Raw genomic sequence first — 18,129 nt, forward strand, 5'->3', positions numbered from 1 at the left:
TCATCTGTTTCAGGAGCCGAACCCATGCATGTCGAACACCACCCGTTGACCCAGGATTTTCCCGAGCTGCGTGCGGAACTGCAGCGTCTGCGCCGCGACGATCAGCGCTTCGCCCAGCAGGCCGAGGAATACGAGGTGCTGGACAAGCGCATCTGCCGCATCGAGGACGGCATCGAGCTGCTCGACGACGCCTCCCTCGGCCGCCTCAAGCAGGCCAGGGTGGCGCTCAAGGACGATCTGGCGCGCCAGCTCAAGCGCGCCGCCGGGCAATGCTGCGGTTGCGGCAACGCCTGCGGCGGCTAGATCGACTCAGTGCAGCGGCGGGTTGACCAGGTAGCTGATCAGCTCGGGATCGTCTTCCGGCCAGACCTGCCGCGAGCCCAGCGGCAGTTCGGCGAGGATCTTGCGCCAGAAGGCCGCGGCCAGTTCGTCCTGGCCATAGAAGCGCACCAGCCAGGTGCCGCCCCGGCTCAGCACCTGCTGCGCCAGGGCGCGGCCGATGCCCAGGCGGCGGTACTTCTTGAGGATGAACAGGTCGGCCAGCTCCAGGGCGTCGATGCCCACCAGCTCGCTGCGCTCGATCAGCAGGAAGCCGGCGATGAAGCCGTCCGCCAGGATCAGGCTGGCGCTCCAGTCCTCTTCCTGCCAGTAGCGTTGCAGGTGCGGCTCGTGGATGTAGAAACGCCCGTCGACCTCCACCTCTTCCTCTTCCCAGTCCGAGGACTCGTAGGCGTAGTACTGATAGAGATTGGCGATCAGCGGCAGCTGGTCGAGGGTGGCGGGGACAAGTTCTATCTGCATGGGGCGGTTCGCAGGCAATGGGCGATACGCCATTATCGCTGCATCCGCGCGGCTGAAGAGGGATAATCCGCGCAAAAGTGCTGATGCACGAAACGGGGCGCAGGAGAAGTGGTGTGGGCAAGTCATGGAAGTGGGGCCTGGTGCTGGGCCTGTTGGCATGGTGCGGGTGGAGCGTTGCCGTTTCGCTGGACATGGATGCGTTGCCGCCCGCGCAGCTGAGCCCCGCCGAGGAATCGGAAGTGGATGCCATGGTCCTGCCCGTGCCGCCGGCCTGGATCGGTGACCTGGACGGCATGCGTGCCAGGCGCACGGTGCGCATCCTGGTGCCGTACAGCAAGACCTTCTACATGATCGATCGCGGCCAGCAGCAGGGCGTGGCCTACGAATACGGCAAGGCGTTCGAGGCCTGGCTGAATGCCAAGCGACCACTGGGCCAGCAGTCCCAGCGCTGGCAGGTGATGTTCATTCCCGTCGCGCGCAACGAACTGCTGCCCAAGCTGCTGGCCGGCTATGGCGATATCGCCGCCGGCGGCCTGACCCAGACCGCCGGGCGCCTGCAGACCGTCGACTTCACCGACCCGATCTACAGCGACGCGCAGGAAGTCTTCGTCACCGGCAAGGGCGGCCCCAAGCTGGCGCGGATCGAGGACCTGGCCGGGCAGGAAGTCTACGTGCGGCCGTCGAGCAGCTACTTCGAGCACCTGGTGGCGCTCAACAAGCGCTTCGAGGCCCGGGGGCTGGCACCGGTGAAGGTCATGCCGGCCAACGAGAACCTGGAGACCGAGGACCTGCTGCAGATGGTCAATGCCGGCCTGTTCGGCATCACCGTGGCCGATCACCACATCGCCCAGCTGTGGCAGTCGCTGTACAGCGATCTGGTGATCCATGACGGTTTCCCGCTGAACCAGGGCAGCAAGCTGGGCTGGGCGCTGCGCAAGAACAGTCCGCAGCTGAAGACGGCGCTGAACCAGTTCGGCAAGGGCCACAAGGTCGGCAGCGAATTCGGCAACATCATGCTTCGCCGCTTCTTCAAGAACAGCAAGCGGGTGAGCAATGCCGTTTCCGAGGCGGAGATGGTCAAGTTCAACGCGCTGGTCGGCCTGTTCGAGAAGCATGCCGGCACCTACGACTTCGATCATCTGCTGCTGATGGCGCAGGGCTTCCAGGAATCGCAGCTGGATCAGCGGGCGCGCAGCCAGGCCGGCGCCGTGGGCGTCATGCAGCTGCTGCCGAGTACCGCTCAGGAGGTCGGCGTGAGCGGCGTCGAGACCAGCGCCGACCGCAATATCGAGGCCGGCAGCAAGTACCTGCGGCTGATCGCCGACACTTACCTGACCGATCCGGAGATCACCCCGGTCAATCGCCTGCTGCTGAGTTTCGCCGGCTACAACGCCGGGCCGGGCAACCTGATGAAGTTTCGCCGCCTGGCGCAGAAATCCGGACTGGACCCGAACGTCTGGTTCGGCAATGTCGAGCAGGCGGCCGCGCGCATCATCGGCCGCGAGACGGTGGATTACGTGGGCAACATCTACAAGTACTACGTGGTCTACAAGCTGGCCGAGCAGAAGGCCCGCGAGCGCAAGGCGGCCAGCGTCATGGCGGGGCTCTGAGGCCGTAATCCCGGATGAATGCTGCCGAGGCGCGGTCCAGCCGCTATGATCGGCGCTTTTCCAGCGGGCGGAGATTTCCATGGCCAAGGCCAAGCGCATGTACGGCTGCACCGAGTGCGGCGCCACCTTTCCCAAGTGGGCCGGGCAGTGCGGCGAGTGCGGGGCCTGGAACACCCTGACCGAGACCATGATCGAGAGCGGTGGCGCCGCTGCGCCGTCCGGGCGCGGCGGCTGGGCCGGGCAGCAGGCGCAGATCAAGACCCTGGCCGAGGTCAGCGTCGAGGAAGTGCCGCGCTTCTCCACCGTCTCCGGCGAGCTGGACCGGGTGCTCGGCGGCGGCCTGGTGGACGGCTCGGTGGTGCTGATCGGTGGTGATCCCGGCATCGGCAAGTCGACCATCCTGCTGCAGACCCTGTGCAACATCGCCCAGAGGCTGCCGGCGCTGTACGTCACCGGCGAGGAATCCCAGCAGCAGGTGGCCATGCGCGCACGCCGCCTGGAGCTGCCGCAGGACCGGCTCAAGGTGATGACCGAGACCTGCATCGAATCGATCATCGACGTGGCCCGCCGCGAGCAGCCCAAGGTAATGGTGATCGACTCGATCCAGACCATCTTCACCGAGCAGCTGCAGTCCGCCCCCGGCGGCGTGGCCCAGGTGCGCGAGAGCGCGGCGCTGCTGGTGCGCTATGCCAAGCAGAGCGGCACGGCGATCTTCCTGGTTGGCCACGTGACCAAGGAGGGCGCGCTGGCCGGGCCGCGCGTGCTGGAGCATATGGTCGACACGGTCTTGTACTTCGAGGGCGAGTCCGACGGCCGCCTGCGCCTGCTGCGCGCGGTGAAGAACCGTTTCGGCGCGGTCAACGAGCTGGGCGTGTTCGGCATGACCGACAAGGGCCTCAAGGAAGTCACCAACCCCTCGGCGATCTTCCTCACCCGCGCCCAGGAGGCGGTGCCCGGCAGCGTGGTGATGGCCACCTGGGAAGGTACCCGGCCGATGCTGGTGGAGGTGCAGGCGCTGGTCGACACCAGTCATATGGCCAATCCCAAGCGCGTGACCCTGGGCCTGGACCAGAACCGCCTGGCCATGCTGTTGGCCGTATTGCACCGCCACGGCGGCATCCCCACCTATGACCAGGACGTGTTCCTCAATGTGGTCGGCGGGGTCAAGGTGCTGGAGACCGCCTCCGACCTGGCGCTGATGGCCGCGGTGATCTCCAGCCTGCGCAACAAGCCGCTGCCCCACGACCTGCTGGTGTTCGGCGAGATCGGCCTGTCCGGCGAGATCCGCCCGGTGCCGAGCGGCCAGGAGCGCCTCAAGGAGGCCGCCAAGCACGGCTTCAAGCGCGCCATCGTGCCCAAGGGCAATGCGCCGAAAGAAGCTCCGCCCGGTCTGCAGGTGATCGCGGTGACGCGCCTGGAGCAGGCGCTGGACGCGCTGTTCGAGTGACCCCTCTGCGGCGCTCTGTCGCTGGTGCCGGCTGGGCGCGCTTGTCGTAGATCAATCATGGCGTCACAAACGAGGAGGAGCATGGGGCCATGTTCATAACGGAGATGGCCCATGTTCCTGTTCTTCGATTTCTTTGCCCGCAGTTTCGACGTGCAAGCGCAGTCGCCCAGCGATCAGGCGCAGCAGCGGCGTGAGGTAAGCATGGCGACACGGCGGGTACAGGCGCAGCGCCGACGGCAGCAGGCGTCCGCTGACCGGCGCTGAGTCGTGCCGTGGCAGATGGCTGCCACCCGGGCTAGACAAAGGGCGCCCATGGGCGCGCTGTTGCAGTCGCGCCTGCGGTCAGTCTTCCTCTTCGCCCAGGGCGGCCAGCTCACGCTCCAGCAGGCTCTCGTCGCCCAGGTTGAGTTCGACCAGGCGGCGCAGGTGGCTGATCGAGTCCAGGTCGATGTGCCGGCATACGAAGCCGAGCAGCTCGTCGCGGGTGCGGGTCAGCACCACTTCCATCTGCAGGCGGGTGTCGGCATCCAGGCTGATGCTGGCGATGAAAGGCTGGTCGGGGTCACCGTTCCAGTCGCGCGGGCGCCTGACTAGCAAGCCCTTGAGCGACACATCGTGCAGCGCAACCGTCCAGCGCCGCTCGCCCTGGGTGAGCTCGGTGGCGGCGTCGAAGGCGATGCGCTGGAAGCGCCGACGCTCGGTGGATGTATCACTCATGACGGGTTTCCTCTGCGGTTTTATCCACTATAGCCAAGGCACGTCGCCGGCGCTGCCAGTAGATACCTGAGGCGAGCAGTGCCAGCAAGCCCAGCGGCAGCCAGAATTTGAACGGCCGCAGGGCATTGCGCACGATCTGTTCACGCTCATCCCAGAGCCGCTGGCGGGCGCCGGCGAAGTCCGGCTCCTGGCAGTTGAAGCCGAAGTTCGCCGCCCATTCCACATAGGGGCCCTGCTGTACATAGCGCTGGTAGTAACCCCGGGCGCCGGCCAGGTCGCGGTAGTTGATCCAGCCGCTGGCCTTGCACAGCACGGCGGCGAACGCCTGGCTGCTGGGTGGCAGCTGGTCGGCGGCGCGGTTGGCCAGGTCGGCGGCGACCCAGCGGTAGTGGAAGCGCCGGTTCGGCTGGGCCGCGCTGGCATTCTGCAGCTGCGCCTCGGCAGGGGTCAGCAGACCGCCGGCCTGCACCGGCTTGGCCAGCTCGTTGCCGTAGATGCCGTAGCTGCCGCCGGTCCAGGCCTCGTCCGGCGACAGCTCGTAGCCGAGCAGCTCCATGCCCTGCTCGCGGGCCAGCCTGGCCGCCTGGTAGTAACCTTCGGCCCGGCCGATGCTGGTCCAGGCATCCTCGGCCTGCTCACGTGCCGCCCCGTACTCGCGCGCGGCCTGCTGCAGCTGGGCGGCGAAGAAGTAGGACGCCGCCTCGGCATAGCGGCCTTCGCGCAGCAGGCGACGGCCGAGCAGCTCGCGCAGGCGGGTGGCCATGGGGCGCTCCCACAGGTACTGCACCTGGTCGGGCTGCAGTGGCGGCGCGGCGGTCACCTGGGCATCGACGAAGCCTTTCAGTTCGTTGGTGCTCAGCACCCGCTCGGCGACCTGGGCGGCGTCCTGCCAATAGATATCGCCGCTGCGGTAGAGCTGCTCGAAGGCCTCCAGATAGTCGCCGCGCTCCAGCGCCAGGATGGCCATCTCGCCCTCGATGCGGCAGCGTGGCTTGAGCGTCTCGTAGTCCCAGTTCTGCGTGCGCCGCCAACCCCAGTCCTCTTCGACGGGGAAGGCCCTGGCCGCCTGGGCGTAGGCCTTGGCGGCGGCGCTCTTGTCGCCGGTCTGCAGGGCCAGCTTGGCGCGCAGCCACCAGGCCAGGCCGCCGTCGCCGGCCTGCTCGAGGAAACGGCGGGCGCTGTCGTAGTCCCCTATCTGGTAGCTCAGCGCGGCCAGGCGGTCGGCGATCTGCGGCTGGATGGTCACGCTCTGCAACAGTTGCAGCAGGCGTTGACCCTGCTTGCCCTGGCTCTCGTAACCCGCGGTTCGGCTGAACAGCTGGGCCACCAGCAGCTGCTGGACCTCCAGGCTGCCCAGCAGCGGGCGTAGCTGCTCGTCGCTCATCTGGTTGAGCGTGCCGCTCAGCTGGCGCAGCGAGCTGTAGCCTGTGCTCGAGCCCTGCTTGGTCTGGGTGGCGTAGAGGCGAATGGCGGTGGCCCAGTCGCCCTCGTCCAGCGCCAGGCGGGCTTCCTCGCCGAGGCTGGCGACACCCAGTTCCAGCGGGTCATCCAGGCCCGCGGCGCTCATCGCCCGAGCCTGCTGAAAAGCCTGGCGCGCCTGCTGGCGCAGCTCGTGCTGGCGCTGCCGGGCGGCGCTCTCGTCGAGCAGCGTATCCGGCGCGCTGACCGCCTGCACCGCCAGGGCGCGGCCGAGGGAATAGGCGGCCCAGGTGCTGCGTCGTGCCCGTTCGGCGGCGGGCAGGGCCAGCACGCGCCGGAAGTAGTCGCTGGCCAGGGCCATGTCGTGCTGGGCGAAGGCCACGGCGCCGGCGACGTACAGGCGCAGCTCGGGTGGCAGGGCGGCGCCTTCGGCCTCGGCCTGCCTGGCATCGGTCAGGGCGCGCAGGCGGCTGACCAGGGCGAATTGCTCGGCGCCGAGCTGTTCCTGCTCGATGGCGACACGGTTGTCGATATAGCGTTGATTGTCCTCGTCCCAGTAAGGCTCCAGGGTCGCCTTGCCGGCCTGGCCGAGGCCGGGGACGCTCTGCCCGAGGCGGGCGATCTCGAAGGCGAAGTTGCCTTCCGGCATCTCGCCCAGGGCGCCGGCCCGGTCGGAGAGCAGGCGGTAGGGGAAATCCGGGCCGCAGGCCTGGGCGGCGCCGAGCGGCAGCAGCGCGCCTATGGCCAGGGCCAGCAGGGTTCTAGAACTGCACATGCATGCCTCCTTGATCGATCCGTTCGCAGCGTGCCCAACCCAGGGCGCGGTGCTCGCCAGCCTCCAGCCGGCCGTCGCGCTGGCGCACGAAGGCCAGGCCCGCGGCGCTGCGCTCCAGACGGTAATCGCCCACGGCGTCGGCCGCCGCGCAGGCCCGGGCCGGCAGCTCGATGCGCTGGGGCAGCGGGCTGGCCAGGGTACCGTTGTTGAACAGCTGCAGCTGGCTGAAACCGTCGCGTTGCTGGCGCTGCAGGGCCAGGGCCGGCACCAGCGGTTGGCCGCGTACCACCGCCAGCAGGGTGGGCAGTGGCCAGGCGCGACGGTCGCCGGCCAGCGGCAGGCGGAACCAGATGATGCCGGCCAGATGTGACGGCGGTGCGTTACGCAGGTCGGCGAGCAGTTCGCTGACCTGTTGTGGCTCGGCGCGCAACTCGCGGCGCGGCCCGCCCTGGCGCAGCGGCGTCTCGCTCTCCACCTGGCCGTTCTCGGTGAGGGCCACGCCGTAGGCGGGCAGGGCCAGGTGGAAGGGCTTGGCGCTGCGCTCGCCGTAGCGCTCGGCCCAGTCCTGTGCCTGCTCGGGGTCGAACAGACCGTGCTGAGGATCGCGCACCGCATGCACCTGCAGCACCGAGCTGTCGACGGCGGCCAGCACCTCGTCCAGCGCCGGGCTGTCGAGCCAGGCGGGCAGGGCGGTGATGCTCAGGCGCAGGTCGTCTGGTAGCTGCCGGCGCAGTTCGCGCAGCAACTCGGCATAGGCCGGCAGGCGGGCGGTGGCGCAGTCGTGGTCGAGCTCCAGGCCCTGCAGGCGCAGGCCGGCGCTGCGCCAGTCGTGCAGCAGCGCGGCGATCTGCCGACCGATCTCGGCGGAGTCGAGCTGCGCCAGCTGGCCATCCAGGCGCACCACGGCGATCAGCGGGCGGTCGTCGCGCCTGAGCAGTTGCAGGTCGACGCGGGCGCGGCTCCAGCCGGCCTGTGGGTGGGCCTGCAGGGCCAGTACGCGCAGGCTGGAGAAATCGGCGCGGCTCTGCGCCAGGGCTTCGGCGTGGACCGGGCGCCACTGGCGTTGCCAGATATACAGCTGCTGATCCAGCGGCGCGGCGCTTTCCTCGGCGCAGCCGAGCAGGCTGGCCAGGAGCAGGGCGATAACGGGGCGGTAAAGGTGATCAAGCATGCGGCGTAGCATCCTGGCGGTCGCCGAAAAGGGCGCTAGTTTACCCCCGATGCCGGCGCCGAGATGCGCACTAGACCAAGGTCGAATAATGCGCGTGCCATCCAGCGTCTAAGCTTCAGCGGCAGCCTGTTTGTCCATCGGTTAGGAGTAATCATGAACAATAACAATAGCCTGCTGCGTCACCTGCCCTGGGCAGTGCTGGCAGCGGTGGGCGCCTGTGCCTTGGGTGTCGTGGCCCTGCGCCGCGGCGAAGCCATCAACGCCTTGTGGATAGTGGTGACCGCCGTCGCCCTCTATCTCGTTGCCTATCGCTACTACAGCCTGTTCATCGCCAACAAGGTGATGCAGCTGGACCCCACCCGCGCCACCCCGGCGGTGCTCAACAACGATGGTCTGGACTATGTGCCGACCAACAAGCACATCCTCTTCGGCCACCACTTCGCCGCCATCGCCGGTGCCGGTCCGCTGGTCGGTCCGGTACTCGCCGCGCAGATGGGCTACCTGCCCGGCACGCTCTGGCTGCTCGCCGGCGTGGTGCTGGCCGGTGCGGTGCAGGACTTCATGGTCCTGTTCCTGTCCACCCGGCGTAACGGCCGCTCACTGGGCGACATGGTGCGCGAGGAGATGGGCCGGGTGCCTGGCACCATCGCCCTGTTCGGCTGCTTCCTGATCATGATCATCATCCTCGCGGTGCTCGCGCTGATCGTGGTCAAGGCCCTGGCCGAGAGCCCCTGGGGCATGTTCACGGTGATGGCGACCATTCCCATCGCGATGTTCATGGGCGTGTACATGCGCTTCATCCGCCCCGGCCGCATCGGCGAAATCTCGCTGATTGGCGTGGTGCTGCTGCTGGCCTCGATCTGGCTTGGCGGCCTGGTCGCCGCAGATCCGGTCTGGGGGCCGATGTTCACCTTCACCGGCGTGCAGATCACCTGGATGCTGGTCGGCTACGGCTTCGTCGCCGCCGTGCTGCCGGTGTGGCTGGTGCTGGCGCCGCGTGACTACCTGTCGACCTTCCTCAAGATCGGCACCATCATCGCCCTGGCCATCGGCATCCTGGTCACCATGCCGGAACTGAAGATGCCGGCGCTGACCCAGTTCACCGACGGCACCGGCCCGGTGTGGAAGGGCACCCTGTTCCCCTTCCTGTTCATCACCATCGCCTGTGGGGCAGTCTCGGGCTTCCATGCGCTGATCAGCTCGGGCACCACGCCCAAGCTGCTGGCCAACGAGTCGCACGCGCGCTACATCGGCTACGGCGGCATGCTGATGGAGTCGTTCGTCGCCATCATGGCCATGGTCGCCGCCTCGGTGATCGAGCCGGGCGTGTACTTCGCCATGAACAGCCCGGCCGCCGTGGTCGGCTCGGACGTCGCGGCAGTCGCCGCCACCGTCAGCAGCTGGGGCTTTACCATCACCCCCGACGCGCTGGAAGCGGTCGCCCGTGACATCGGCGAGAACACCATCCTGGCCCGCGCCGGCGGTGCGCCGACCCTGGCCGTGGGTATCGCGCAGATCCTCCACGCGGTGCTGCCGGGCGAGAACACCATGGCGTTCTGGTACCACTTCGCCATTCTGTTCGAAGCCCTGTTCATCCTCACCGCCGTGGACGCCGGTACCCGTGCCGGACGCTTCATGCTGCAGGACCTGCTCGGCAACTTCGTGCCGGCCCTGAAGAAGACCGAATCCTGGGGCGCCAACGTGATTGGCACCGCCGGCTGCGTGGCCCTGTGGGGCTGGCTGCTGTACCAAGGCGTGGTCGATCCGCTGGGCGGCATCAATACCCTGTGGCCGCTGTTCGGCATCTCCAACCAGATGCTCGCCGGTATCGCCCTGATGCTGGGCAGCGTGGTGCTGATCAAGATGAAGCGCCAGCGCTACGTCTGGGTCACCCTGCTGCCGGCCACCTGGCTGCTGATCTGCACCACCACCGCGGGCCTGATCAAGCTGCTCGACCCGAACCCGGCGGTGGGCTTCCTGGCCCTGGCCAAGAAGTACAGCGATGCGCTGGACGCCGGCCAGGTACTGGCTCCGGCCAAGGACATCGGCCAGATGCAGCACGTGATCTTCAACGCCTACACCAACTCGGTGCTGACCGTGCTGTTCCTGGTCGTGGTGCTCAGCGTGCTGTTCTACGCACTCAAGGTCGGCCGCGCCGCCTGGGTTACGCCTGCGCGCACGGACAAGGAAACTCCGTTCCAGCCGATCCCGGACGCCTGACATGTTCAACGACCTGAGTCGCATGGGTAAGTATCTCGGGCAGGCCGCCCGCATGCTGGTGGGCATGCCCGATTACGACAACTATGTGGAGCACATGGCCAAGAAACATCCGGACAAGCCGGTGATGAGCTACGAGGCGTTCTTCCGGGAGCGCCAGGAGGCTCGTTACGGCGGTGGCAAGGGCAGACCGGTGCGCTGTTGCTGATACCCTCGCCTGCACTACCTGCACGCCACGCTAGCCGTGGCGTGTTCTTTTGTAGAGTGGATGACGCTTTGTTCATCCACCATCAGTCCGCTCGGTGGATCGATAACGCGCGATCCACCCTACGCAGGGTGTCCCAATGACGCATGAACCCATTCCCGTCACCGTGCTCACCGGCTTCCTCGGGGCCGGCAAGACCACCCTGCTGCGCCACATGCTGCAGGCCGAGCACGGGTTGAAGCTGGCGGTGATCGAGAACGAATACAGCGACACGCCGATCGACGGCCAACTGCTCGGCGACCAGCCGGTGGAGCTGCTGACCCTGGCCAACGGCTGCGTCTGCTGCTCCATCCATGTCGAACTGGAAAAGGCGCTGTTCCTGCTGCTCGACAAGCTGGACGCCGGTGAGCTGGCCTTCGACCGCCTGGTGATCGAATGCACCGGCCTGGCCGACCCGGCGCCGGTGGCGCAGACCTTCTTCGCCGACGAGGAGCTGGCCCAGCGCTATGTGCTCGACGGCATCGTCACCCTGGTCGATGCGGTCAACGCCGAGCGCCACCTGCAGGAGACCATCGCCCAGGCCCAGGTTGGCTTCGCCGATCGCATCCTGCTGAGCAAGACCGACCTCGCCGATGCGCAGCAGGTCGAGGCACTGAGCCAGCGCCTGCAACACATCAACCGGCGCGCGCCGATCCGCGTGGTCGAACACGGGCGCATCGACCTGGCCGAGCTGCTGGATATCCGCGGCTTCAACCTCAACGCCGATATCGGCCCGGCGCTGACGCTGCGTCCGCTCAATCCGCGCCCGCTGACGCCCGCCGGCAACACGCCGGACCGCATCGCCACCCTGGTGCTGAAGAGCGAGCGGGCGCTGGATCTCGACAGGCTCAGCGCCTTCATGGAGGGGCTGCTGGAGCAGCACGGCAACTCGTTGCTGCGCTACAAGGGTGTGCTCAGCGTGGCCGGCGACGAGCGCCGCCTGGTGTTCCAGGGCGTGCTCGGCCTGTACGGCTTCGACTGGGACGAGCCCTGGGCCGAGGGCGAGGCCCGCGAGAGCGTGCTGGTGTTCATCGGCGACGACCTGCCGCAAGAGCAGATCCGCGCCGGCTTTGCCCAGGTGATGGCCTAGGGCGCGCCGGTTTCGTAGGGTGGGTGTCGCCTTTATCGTCCACCCGCGGAGCCGACAGTGGATCGGTGAAGCGTGATCCACCCTACCGCGACGGCGAGCCGCCGCAGGCACAGGAAGCTCCCCAGAAGCACGCCCTAGGGTGGATTCGCCTTTTACATCCACCCGCGGAACCGACGGCGGATCGATGCCGCGCAACCCGTGGCCACCATGAGTTGCCGGCGGCCAGGACCGCTCAGCCGACCAGGTCGTTCTGCGAGAACTCCGTCACCCCGAGCAGCCGGATGGTGAACTCCGCCGCGCTGTCGGCGTTGATGCTGCCGTGCAGGGCGCCGTCGGCGAAGCGCAGCTGGCCGGTGGCGTTGGTGGCGCTGAACTCCTGGTTGCCGATGAATTCGAACGCCTCGCGGGCGGCGGTCAGCGGGTTGGCGTCCAGTGCCGAGAAGTCGATGCTATCCCCCTCGCCGCCATTGAAGCCGCTGATCAGGTCGGCCAGATCGCCCAGGCCGAGATCGCTCAGCGAGGTGAAGGCGTAGCGATCCGCGCCGGCGCCGCCATTCAGGACGTCCGCCCCGCCACCGCCGTCCAGCACGTCGTCACCGCCCCCGCCGTTGAGCACGTCGTTGCCGGCACCGCCGCGCAGGGCGTTGCCGTTGGCATCGCCGGTCAGGTTGTCGGCGTAGTCGCTGCCGATCAGGTTCTCCAGGTTGCGTAGCGAGTCGAAGCCTGAGCCGCCGGTGTTCTGCGCCGCGGAGGTGGTCAGCCTGACCGTCACGCCGGCTTCGGCGAAGGCGTAGGACAGCGTGTCCGTACCGCCCTCGCCGTTGATCACGTTGTTGCCACTGCTGGCGTAGAGGGTGTTGTTCTGGGCGTTGCCGGTGCCATTGGAGTTGCCGGGCGCGATGAGATACAGCTCCTCGAGGTTGTACGACAGGGTGTAGGTGACGGCGCTGCTGAACACCCGGTCGAACCCGGCGTTGCTGCCTTCCATGACCCGATCGGCCGCATCGTCGACGAAGTAGGTGTCCGAACCCTTGCCGCCGAGGAGAACGTCCACCCCGGCTCCGCCGTCGAGCACATTGCTCGCATCGGTGCCGCTGATGATGTTGGCGAGGTGGTTGCCGGTGCCGTTGAGCGCCTGGCCGGCCAGCATCAGGTTCTCCAGATTGGCGCCGAGCACCCAGTCGATGGACGACACGACGGTGTCGATGTCCTCGGCGCCCGTGCCGTTCTCGATCACCACGTCGCCGGGGTTGTCGACCACGTATATGTCGCTGCCGTCATAGCCTTCCATGTGGTCGGCGCCCTTGCCGCCATCGAGCGTGTCGGCATCGGGGCTGCCTATCAGCACGTCGTCCGTTGCGTCGCCGACGAGGTTGTGGGACGGGTACAGGCGGATCGCCTCGGGATCGTTGTTGTCGTCGGGATCGCTCGTGTAGCCCAGGTCGTTGGCGATGAAGTCGGCCAGGCGTTGCCCGATGATTTCGCTGGCATCGTCGTGCATGTGCCAGACGTCGTAGTAGTAGTTCAACGGGTCCACTTCGTAGCGCATCGGCAGGTCGGTGTAGTCGACGGCGATCTTGATGTCGCTGCGCTCGGCGGCCATTTCCATCTGTGCCTGGCGGATGGCCTGGGTACCCTCGACCACCCTGGCGATTTCCTCGGCGGTGAAGCCGCGCAGGTCGGCGCCTTGTTCCTGATAGTCACCGGTGAGCATCACGTAGAACACCGCATCCGGGGTTCCCAGTTGCGCCTTGAGGTAGTCGAAGACTTTCAGCGTATTGGCCTTGTACAGCTCGAGCGCCGCGGCCTTGTCCGTGGCGTCGGAGTAGGTCATGGCATCGTCCTCGCCCTGGCCCCAGACCATGGCGAAGGTGACCGGGCCCAGGGCCTGGAGCGATGCCAGCTGGCTGCTGAGATTGGCCACGGCATTGAGCAGCGCCTGTCCCGGCGCATCGGTGTCGCTGTACCACCAGGACTTGGCTCGTTCCGCCTCGCTGGCGGTCGAGCGCCCGGTGACCGTACTGCCGCCGACCGCGATGTCGATCGGCTCTCCCTCGGCGTCGGAGAACAGGCTCTCCACCCGATCGAAGTCGGTGTAGAGCTCCAGCTGCTTGATCATCTCGGTGATGCCCGAGTCATCGTCCTCGCCCTGCATGCGCAGCGCGCGGGAGTTGGACTGGCCCAGCGTGGGAATGAACAGGGTGGTCTGCGGGGTGGGATCGGCAAAGATGAAGTCGGCTTCGCTGAGGGTGCCGATGTGGTTGCCGTTGAGGGCGAGCTCGAAGGTGTTGCCATCGGCGTCCGGCTCGCGGGACTTGATCGAGGTCTTGGTGCCGGTGTCGTTGAGCGTCAGGTAGATGCTGTGGCCGTAGCCGTTGCCCAGCCCGGTGATGCCCAGGGCCGACAGGTCGATCTTGTCTACGCCCGCCGTGAAGTCGGTGATGGTGTCGGCCGCGCCGATGTCCGCGGGGCCGTAATTGCGGAAGCTGTCGAGCAGCTCGGTGAAGCGGAAAACATCGGCGCCCTCGCCGCCGCTGAGGACATCCTTGCCGGCACCGCCGTCGATCATGTCGTCGCCGCCGCCACCATTGATCTTGTCCGCGCCGGCATGGCCGAGGAGTACCTCGCTGGCATCGGTGCCGGTCAGGAGGTCGTCGCCGGGTGTGCCCACGGGTGTCTGCGGCTCCCCCGGCAGGGTGTCCGGCGCTGGCGGCGGTGGCGTCACCAGGAACAGATTGCTGCCGTTGAGGGTATCAAGGTGGTTGCCGTTGAGGGCCAGCTCGAAACGGTCGCCGTTGGCGTCGGTTTCCAGGGAGCGCAGATAGGTGCGGTCGCTGGCGGCGCTGTAGCTGAGTGCCAGGGTGCCGTTGAGCCCGTTGCCCAAGCCGCTGAAGCCGAGGGCGCTGAGGTCGATGCGATCGGTGGCGGGGTCGAAGTCGGTGATCAGGTCGTTGCTCGGGCTGCCATTGCGATAGCTGTCGTGCAGCGTGTCGAAGCGGAAGGTGTCCACGCCTTCGCCGCCGGTCAGGGTGTCGCGTCCCAGGCCGCCGACCAGCGTGTCGTGCCCCGCACCGCCTACCAGGTTATCGGCGCCGTCCAGGCCGAGCAGGGTCTCGTTGGCGGCGGTGCCGATCAGCCGGTCGCTGCTCGCGCTGCCGTGCAGGGTCGGAGCGCCAGCTGGCGCCTCGTTGACCAGGAGCTGAAAGGTGTCGGTGAGGCTGCCGCCACGGCCGTCGCTGGCGCTCACGCTGATCTCGTAGAGGCCGGCGTTGCCGAGTCCGGGCAGGCCGTTGAAGGACAGCGTGGCGGCGTTGAAGGTCAGCCAGGAGGGCAGGGCCGTGCCATTGCCGAAAGTGGCCTTGTAGCTCAGCGTGTCGCCGTCGGGGTCGGAGAAGCTGGCGGGGGAGAGGCCGAAGCTGAACACCTGGTTTTCGCTGATGGCCTGGTCCGCCAGGGCCTGGTGCAGAACCGGCGCGGCGTTGGTGACCACGTTGCCATTGAACAGGATGTTGGCGGAGCTCAGGGTGCTCAGATGATTGCCCTGGATGGCTAGCTCGAAGTAGTGGCCGTCGGCGTCGCTTTCCCGCGAGCTCATGTAGGTGCGGTCGCTGGCGCTGCTGTAGCTCAGGCGCAGGGTGCCGTTGAGGCCGTTGCCGAGCGCGCTGAAGCCCAGTTCGGAGAGGTCGATGCGATCCACGGCGGCATCGAAGTCGATGATGTGGTCACTGAACGCGCCGCTGCCGGTGCGGTAGCTGTCCGTCGGCGCGTCGTAGCGGAAGATGTCTGCGCCGCTGCCACCGGTGAGCGTGTCACGTCCGCTGCCGCCGACCAGTACATCGTCGCCTGCGCCGGCGGCCAGCGAGTCGTCGCCGCCCAGGCCGAGCAGGCGCTCGTCGGCCTCGCCGCCGACCAGGCTGTCCTTGTCCTCGCTGCCCACGACCTGAACCAGCAGTTGATGGCTGGGGTCGCTGGACAGTCGGCTGTCTGCCGCATGCAGCAGGGCCTGGCCGCTGAGCATCGCCTCGATCTGGTTGGCGTAGACGCCGGTGGCGTGGCTGCCATCGTCCATCTCCACCACGCCATAGGTGGAGCCGGAGCCGCCGCTGATCAGGTTCTGCTCGATGAGGTTGTTGCTGGAGACGACCGCGGTACCGTCGCTGTCATCGGCTCGGACCAGGATCTCCGGTCCGGGGTTCGCCTGGGCGTTGCCCTGCAGCTGGTTGGCGATGATCTGACTATGGCTGGCGCCGGCGAGGAGGATGCCCGGTCCTGCGTTGCCGGCAATCAGCGCGCCTTCCAGGCGCACATCGCTGGTTTGCTGCAGGGCGATGCCGGCTTGCCCGTTGTTCTGCAGCTCGCCGCCCAGAATGAGCAAGGCGTCCGGCTGCGTGGCGAGGGCGTCCTCGACCAGCACACCGTTGCCGCCATTGCCGAAGGCATCGTTGTTGGCGAAGCGCAGGGCCGAATGGCTGGTGTCGAGGGCGAAGCCATTGCCCTCGTTGGCGTAAGCCTGGTTGTCGATGAACTGGCTGTGGTCGGCGTCAGTGCTGGTGAAGCCATCCAGGCCATTGCCCCGGGCCACGCTCTCCTTGATCAGCAGGTTGCTGGTCTGGCCGTCGATGCGAAAGCCGCTTCCCGACACGTCGCGGACTTCGACCCGCTCCAGGCTCAGGTTGCTGCTGACACCCGCCGGTTCGGCGGCGAGGTGCCAACCGTTGACTTCACCGCTGCTGTTGCCGCGGTTGCCGTCGAGGCTCAGATCGCTGATGCCGACGCCCTGCAGCACTTCGCCGGCGGGTGAGCCGATCATCCCCATGATGGGCAGGCCGGAGCCGTCCACCAATTTGAGTACCGTGCTGCCCATGCCATCGCCGATCAGGTCGACCTGGCTGTGCATGGTCAGGCAGTTGCCCGATGGCGTGCCGTCGCCGCTGACCCGGTAGACCCCCTCCGGCAGATAGACCACCCCTCCACCTGCGGCAAACGCGGCATCGATTGCTGCCTGAATTGCCGCGGTGTCATCCGTCACGCCGTCACCCAGCGCACCGTATTCCTTCACATCGAATGCCATCGGTGAGTCCCCCATTCCCCGTAGCGACCACTTGGTCGCAAGACCTTGTAAGCGCAGTGGACATTGCTGGGAATCTACCGTTCGTCATGAAAATGGCGGAACGGTTCTCATAAAGCTATTTTTTGAAATAACCAATTGAAATTAAAGATTATTGATTTTCTTTTGACTCTTCCGTCAGGAAACCGGCGATGTCTTCTGACAAGCATAAAAAAGCCCGGCATCGCCGGGCTCTTTTGACGCCAGAAAGCTGTTACTTGCCGTAAACCGGCAGCTTGGCGCAGATGGCCTTGACCTTCTCGCGTACCGCGTCGACCACGGACTCGTCGCCCATGTTCTGCAGGATGTCGCAGATCCAGCCAGCCAGCTCCTTGCACTCGGCTTCCTGGAAGCCGCGGGTGGTGACGGCCGGGGTGCCGATGCGCAGGCCGGAGGTGACGAAGGGCGAACGCGGGTCGTTCGGCACGCTGTTCTTGTTCACGGTGATGAAGGCACGACCCAGGGCGGCGTCGGCGTCCTTACCGGTGATGTCCTGCTTGATCAGGGACAGCAGGAACAGGTGGTTCTGGGTGCCGCCGGAGACGACATCGAAACCGCGCTCGATGAACACGCTGGCCATGGCCTGGGCGTTCTTCACCACCTGCTGCTGGTAGGCTTTGAACTCGGGCTGCAGGGCTTCCTTGAAGCAGATGGCCTTGGCGGCGATCACGTGCTCCAGCGGGCCACCCTGGGCGCCCGGGAAGACGGCGGAGTTCAGCTTCTTCTCGATCTCTTCGTTCTTCTTGGCCAGGATCAGGCCGCCGCGCGGGCCGCGCAGGGTCTTGTGGGTGGTGGTGGTGACCACGTCGGCGAAGGGTACCGGGTTCGGGTATACGCCGGCGGCGACCAGACCGGCCACGTGGGCCATGTCGACGAACAGGTAGGCACCGACCTTGTCGGCGATGGCGCGGAAGCGGGCGAAGTCCAGCACCTGGGAGTAGGCGGAGAAGCCGGCAACGATCATCTTCGGCTTGTGCTCGACGGCCAGGCGCTCGACTTCGTCATAGTCGATCAGGCCGGCGTCGGTGATGCCGTACTGCACGGCGTTGTACAGCTTGCCGGAGGAGGAGACGGAGGCACCGTGGGTCAGGTGACCGCCGTGGGCCAGGCTCATGCCGAGGATGGTGTCACCGGCGCTCAGCAGGGCCAGGTAGACGGCGGCGTTAGCCTGGGAGCCGGCGTGCGGTTGGACGTTGGCGTAGTCGGCGCCGAACAGCTGCTTGGCGCGGTCGATGGCCAGTTGCTCGACCACGTCGACGTACTCGCAACCGCCGTAGTAGCGCTTGCCCGGATAGCCTTCTGCATACTTGTTGGTCAGCACGCTGCCCTGGGCTTCCATCACCGCCGGGCTGGTGTAGTTCTCGGAGGCGATCAGCTCGATGTGATGCTCCTGGCGCTGGGCTTCTTGCTCCATGGCGGCAAAGAGTTCGGCATCGTAGCGGGCAATGGTCAAATCACGGCTGAACATGGTGGTCACCTGATCTATCAGCGGGCGGTAGTAAGAGTCTGTGCGACGACGCATGGCGCGAGG

General features: G+C 66.9%; 13 protein-coding genes. 7 read left to right on the forward strand and 6 right to left on the reverse strand.

Going from position 1 to position 18,129, the window contains the following annotated elements:
* Positions 1-24 precede the first annotated feature (24 nt).
* The gene (locus N7607_RS02755; protein WP_279864537.1) at positions 25-303 is read left to right on the forward strand and encodes a DUF465 domain-containing protein; all 279 of its coding nucleotides are present in this window, start codon (positions 25-27) and stop codon (positions 301-303) included.
* A 6-nt stretch (positions 304-309) separates the two neighbouring features.
* Here N7607_RS02755 and N7607_RS02760 read toward each other — a convergent pair whose 3' ends face one another.
* The gene (locus N7607_RS02760) at positions 310-801 is read right to left on the reverse strand and encodes a GNAT family N-acetyltransferase (RefSeq protein ID WP_279864536.1); all 492 of its coding nucleotides are present in this window, start codon (positions 799-801) and stop codon (positions 310-312) included.
* Positions 802-914: 113 nt separating this feature from the next.
* On the opposite strand from N7607_RS02760, the gene N7607_RS02765 reads away from it, so the two are divergent.
* From N7607_RS02765 to N7607_RS02775, 3 genes are all read left to right on the forward strand, one after another.
* The gene (locus N7607_RS02765) at positions 915-2,411 is read left to right on the forward strand and encodes a lytic transglycosylase F (protein ID WP_347881165.1); all 1,497 of its coding nucleotides are present in this window, start codon (positions 915-917) and stop codon (positions 2,409-2,411) included.
* 79 nt (positions 2,412-2,490) lie between these two features.
* Complete coding sequence (radA, locus tag N7607_RS02770; RefSeq protein WP_279864535.1) at positions 2,491-3,858, forward strand: DNA repair protein RadA; 1,368 nt, start codon at positions 2,491-2,493, stop codon at positions 3,856-3,858.
* Positions 3,859-3,969: 111 nt separating this feature from the next.
* Complete coding sequence (locus N7607_RS02775; RefSeq protein ID WP_279864534.1) at positions 3,970-4,122, forward strand: hypothetical protein; 153 nt, start codon at positions 3,970-3,972, stop codon at positions 4,120-4,122.
* 78 nt (positions 4,123-4,200) lie between these two features.
* On the opposite strand, the gene N7607_RS02780 is transcribed toward N7607_RS02775, so the two are convergent.
* The 3 genes from N7607_RS02780 to N7607_RS02790 are packed head-to-tail and all read right to left on the reverse strand — an operon-like array spanning position 4,201 to position 7,940.
* Complete coding sequence (locus N7607_RS02780; protein ID WP_279864532.1) at positions 4,201-4,575, reverse strand: PilZ domain-containing protein; 375 nt, start codon at positions 4,573-4,575, stop codon at positions 4,201-4,203.
* A complete protein-coding gene (locus tag N7607_RS02785) occupies positions 4,568-6,769 on the reverse strand; it encodes a hypothetical protein (protein WP_279864531.1) in 2,202 nt (733 codons plus the stop codon). The genes N7607_RS02780 and N7607_RS02785 overlap by 8 nt, the downstream gene beginning before the upstream one ends.
* Positions 6,756-7,940 carry a DUF3142 domain-containing protein gene (locus N7607_RS02790; protein WP_279864530.1) on the reverse strand — a complete coding sequence of 395 codons (1,185 nt, stop codon included), beginning with the start codon at positions 7,938-7,940 and terminating at the stop codon, positions 6,756-6,758. Before N7607_RS02790 ends, N7607_RS02785 begins: the two co-directional genes overlap by 14 nt.
* Positions 7,941-8,093: 153 nt before the next feature.
* On the opposite strand from N7607_RS02790, the gene N7607_RS02795 reads away from it, so the two are divergent.
* The 3 genes from N7607_RS02795 to yjiA all read left to right on the forward strand — a co-directional run bounded on the left by N7607_RS02795 (position 8,094) and on the right by yjiA (position 11,491).
* Positions 8,094-10,160 carry a carbon starvation CstA family protein gene (locus tag N7607_RS02795; RefSeq protein ID WP_279864529.1) on the forward strand — a complete coding sequence of 689 codons (2,067 nt, stop codon included), beginning with the start codon at positions 8,094-8,096 and terminating at the stop codon, positions 10,158-10,160.
* Position 10,161: 1 nt separating this feature from the next.
* Positions 10,162-10,365, forward strand: a complete 204-nt coding sequence (locus N7607_RS02800; RefSeq protein WP_279864528.1) for a YbdD/YjiX family protein — start codon at positions 10,162-10,164, stop codon at positions 10,363-10,365.
* Between the two features lie 136 nt (positions 10,366-10,501).
* Complete coding sequence (yjiA, locus tag N7607_RS02805; RefSeq protein WP_279864527.1) at positions 10,502-11,491, forward strand: GTPase; 990 nt, start codon at positions 10,502-10,504, stop codon at positions 11,489-11,491.
* Positions 11,492-11,723: 232 nt separating this feature from the next.
* Here the strand turns inward: yjiA and N7607_RS02810 are convergent, their stop codons facing one another.
* Both N7607_RS02810 and glyA read right to left on the reverse strand, forming a co-directional pair.
* Entirely contained in the window at positions 11,724-16,562 is a 4,839-nt protein-coding gene (locus N7607_RS02810; protein ID WP_279864526.1) for a glycosyl hydrolase family 28-related protein, read from the reverse strand.
* Between the two features lie 250 nt (positions 16,563-16,812).
* A complete protein-coding gene (glyA, locus tag N7607_RS02815) occupies positions 16,813-18,066 on the reverse strand; it encodes a serine hydroxymethyltransferase (RefSeq protein ID WP_279864525.1) in 1,254 nt (417 codons plus the stop codon).
* Positions 18,067-18,129 lie beyond the last annotated feature (63 nt).

The sequence above is a fragment of the Pseudomonas sp. GD04019 genome, assembly GCF_029837695.1.
GTDB lineage: Bacteria > Pseudomonadota > Gammaproteobacteria > Pseudomonadales > Pseudomonadaceae > Aquipseudomonas.

Bases quoted from the DNA above. Each gene is read 5' to 3' on its own strand.
- N7607_RS02780 (WP_279864532.1), bottom strand. From the start codon at position 4,575: ATGAGTGATACATCCACCGAGCGTCGGCGCTTCCAGCGCATCGCCTTC.
- N7607_RS02775 (WP_279864534.1), top strand. From the start codon at position 3,970: ATGTTCCTGTTCTTCGATTTCTTTGCCCGCAGTTTCGACGTGCAAGCG.
- N7607_RS02810 (WP_279864526.1), bottom strand. From the start codon at position 16,562: ATGGCATTCGATGTGAAGGAATACGGTGCGCTGGGTGACGGCGTGACG.
- N7607_RS02760 (WP_279864536.1), bottom strand. From the start codon at position 801: ATGCAGATAGAACTTGTCCCCGCCACCCTCGACCAGCTGCCGCTGATC.
- glyA (WP_279864525.1), bottom strand. From the start codon at position 18,066: ATGTTCAGCCGTGATTTGACCATTGCCCGCTACGATGCCGAACTCTTT.
- N7607_RS02755 (WP_279864537.1), top strand. From the start codon at position 25: ATGCATGTCGAACACCACCCGTTGACCCAGGATTTTCCCGAGCTGCGT.
- radA (WP_279864535.1), top strand. From the start codon at position 2,491: ATGGCCAAGGCCAAGCGCATGTACGGCTGCACCGAGTGCGGCGCCACC.
- yjiA (WP_279864527.1), top strand. From the start codon at position 10,502: ATGACGCATGAACCCATTCCCGTCACCGTGCTCACCGGCTTCCTCGGG.
- N7607_RS02790 (WP_279864530.1), bottom strand. From the start codon at position 7,940: ATGCTTGATCACCTTTACCGCCCCGTTATCGCCCTGCTCCTGGCCAGC.
- N7607_RS02800 (WP_279864528.1), top strand. From the start codon at position 10,162: ATGTTCAACGACCTGAGTCGCATGGGTAAGTATCTCGGGCAGGCCGCC.
- N7607_RS02795 (WP_279864529.1), top strand. From the start codon at position 8,094: ATGAACAATAACAATAGCCTGCTGCGTCACCTGCCCTGGGCAGTGCTG.
- N7607_RS02785 (WP_279864531.1), bottom strand. From the start codon at position 6,769: ATGTGCAGTTCTAGAACCCTGCTGGCCCTGGCCATAGGCGCGCTGCTG.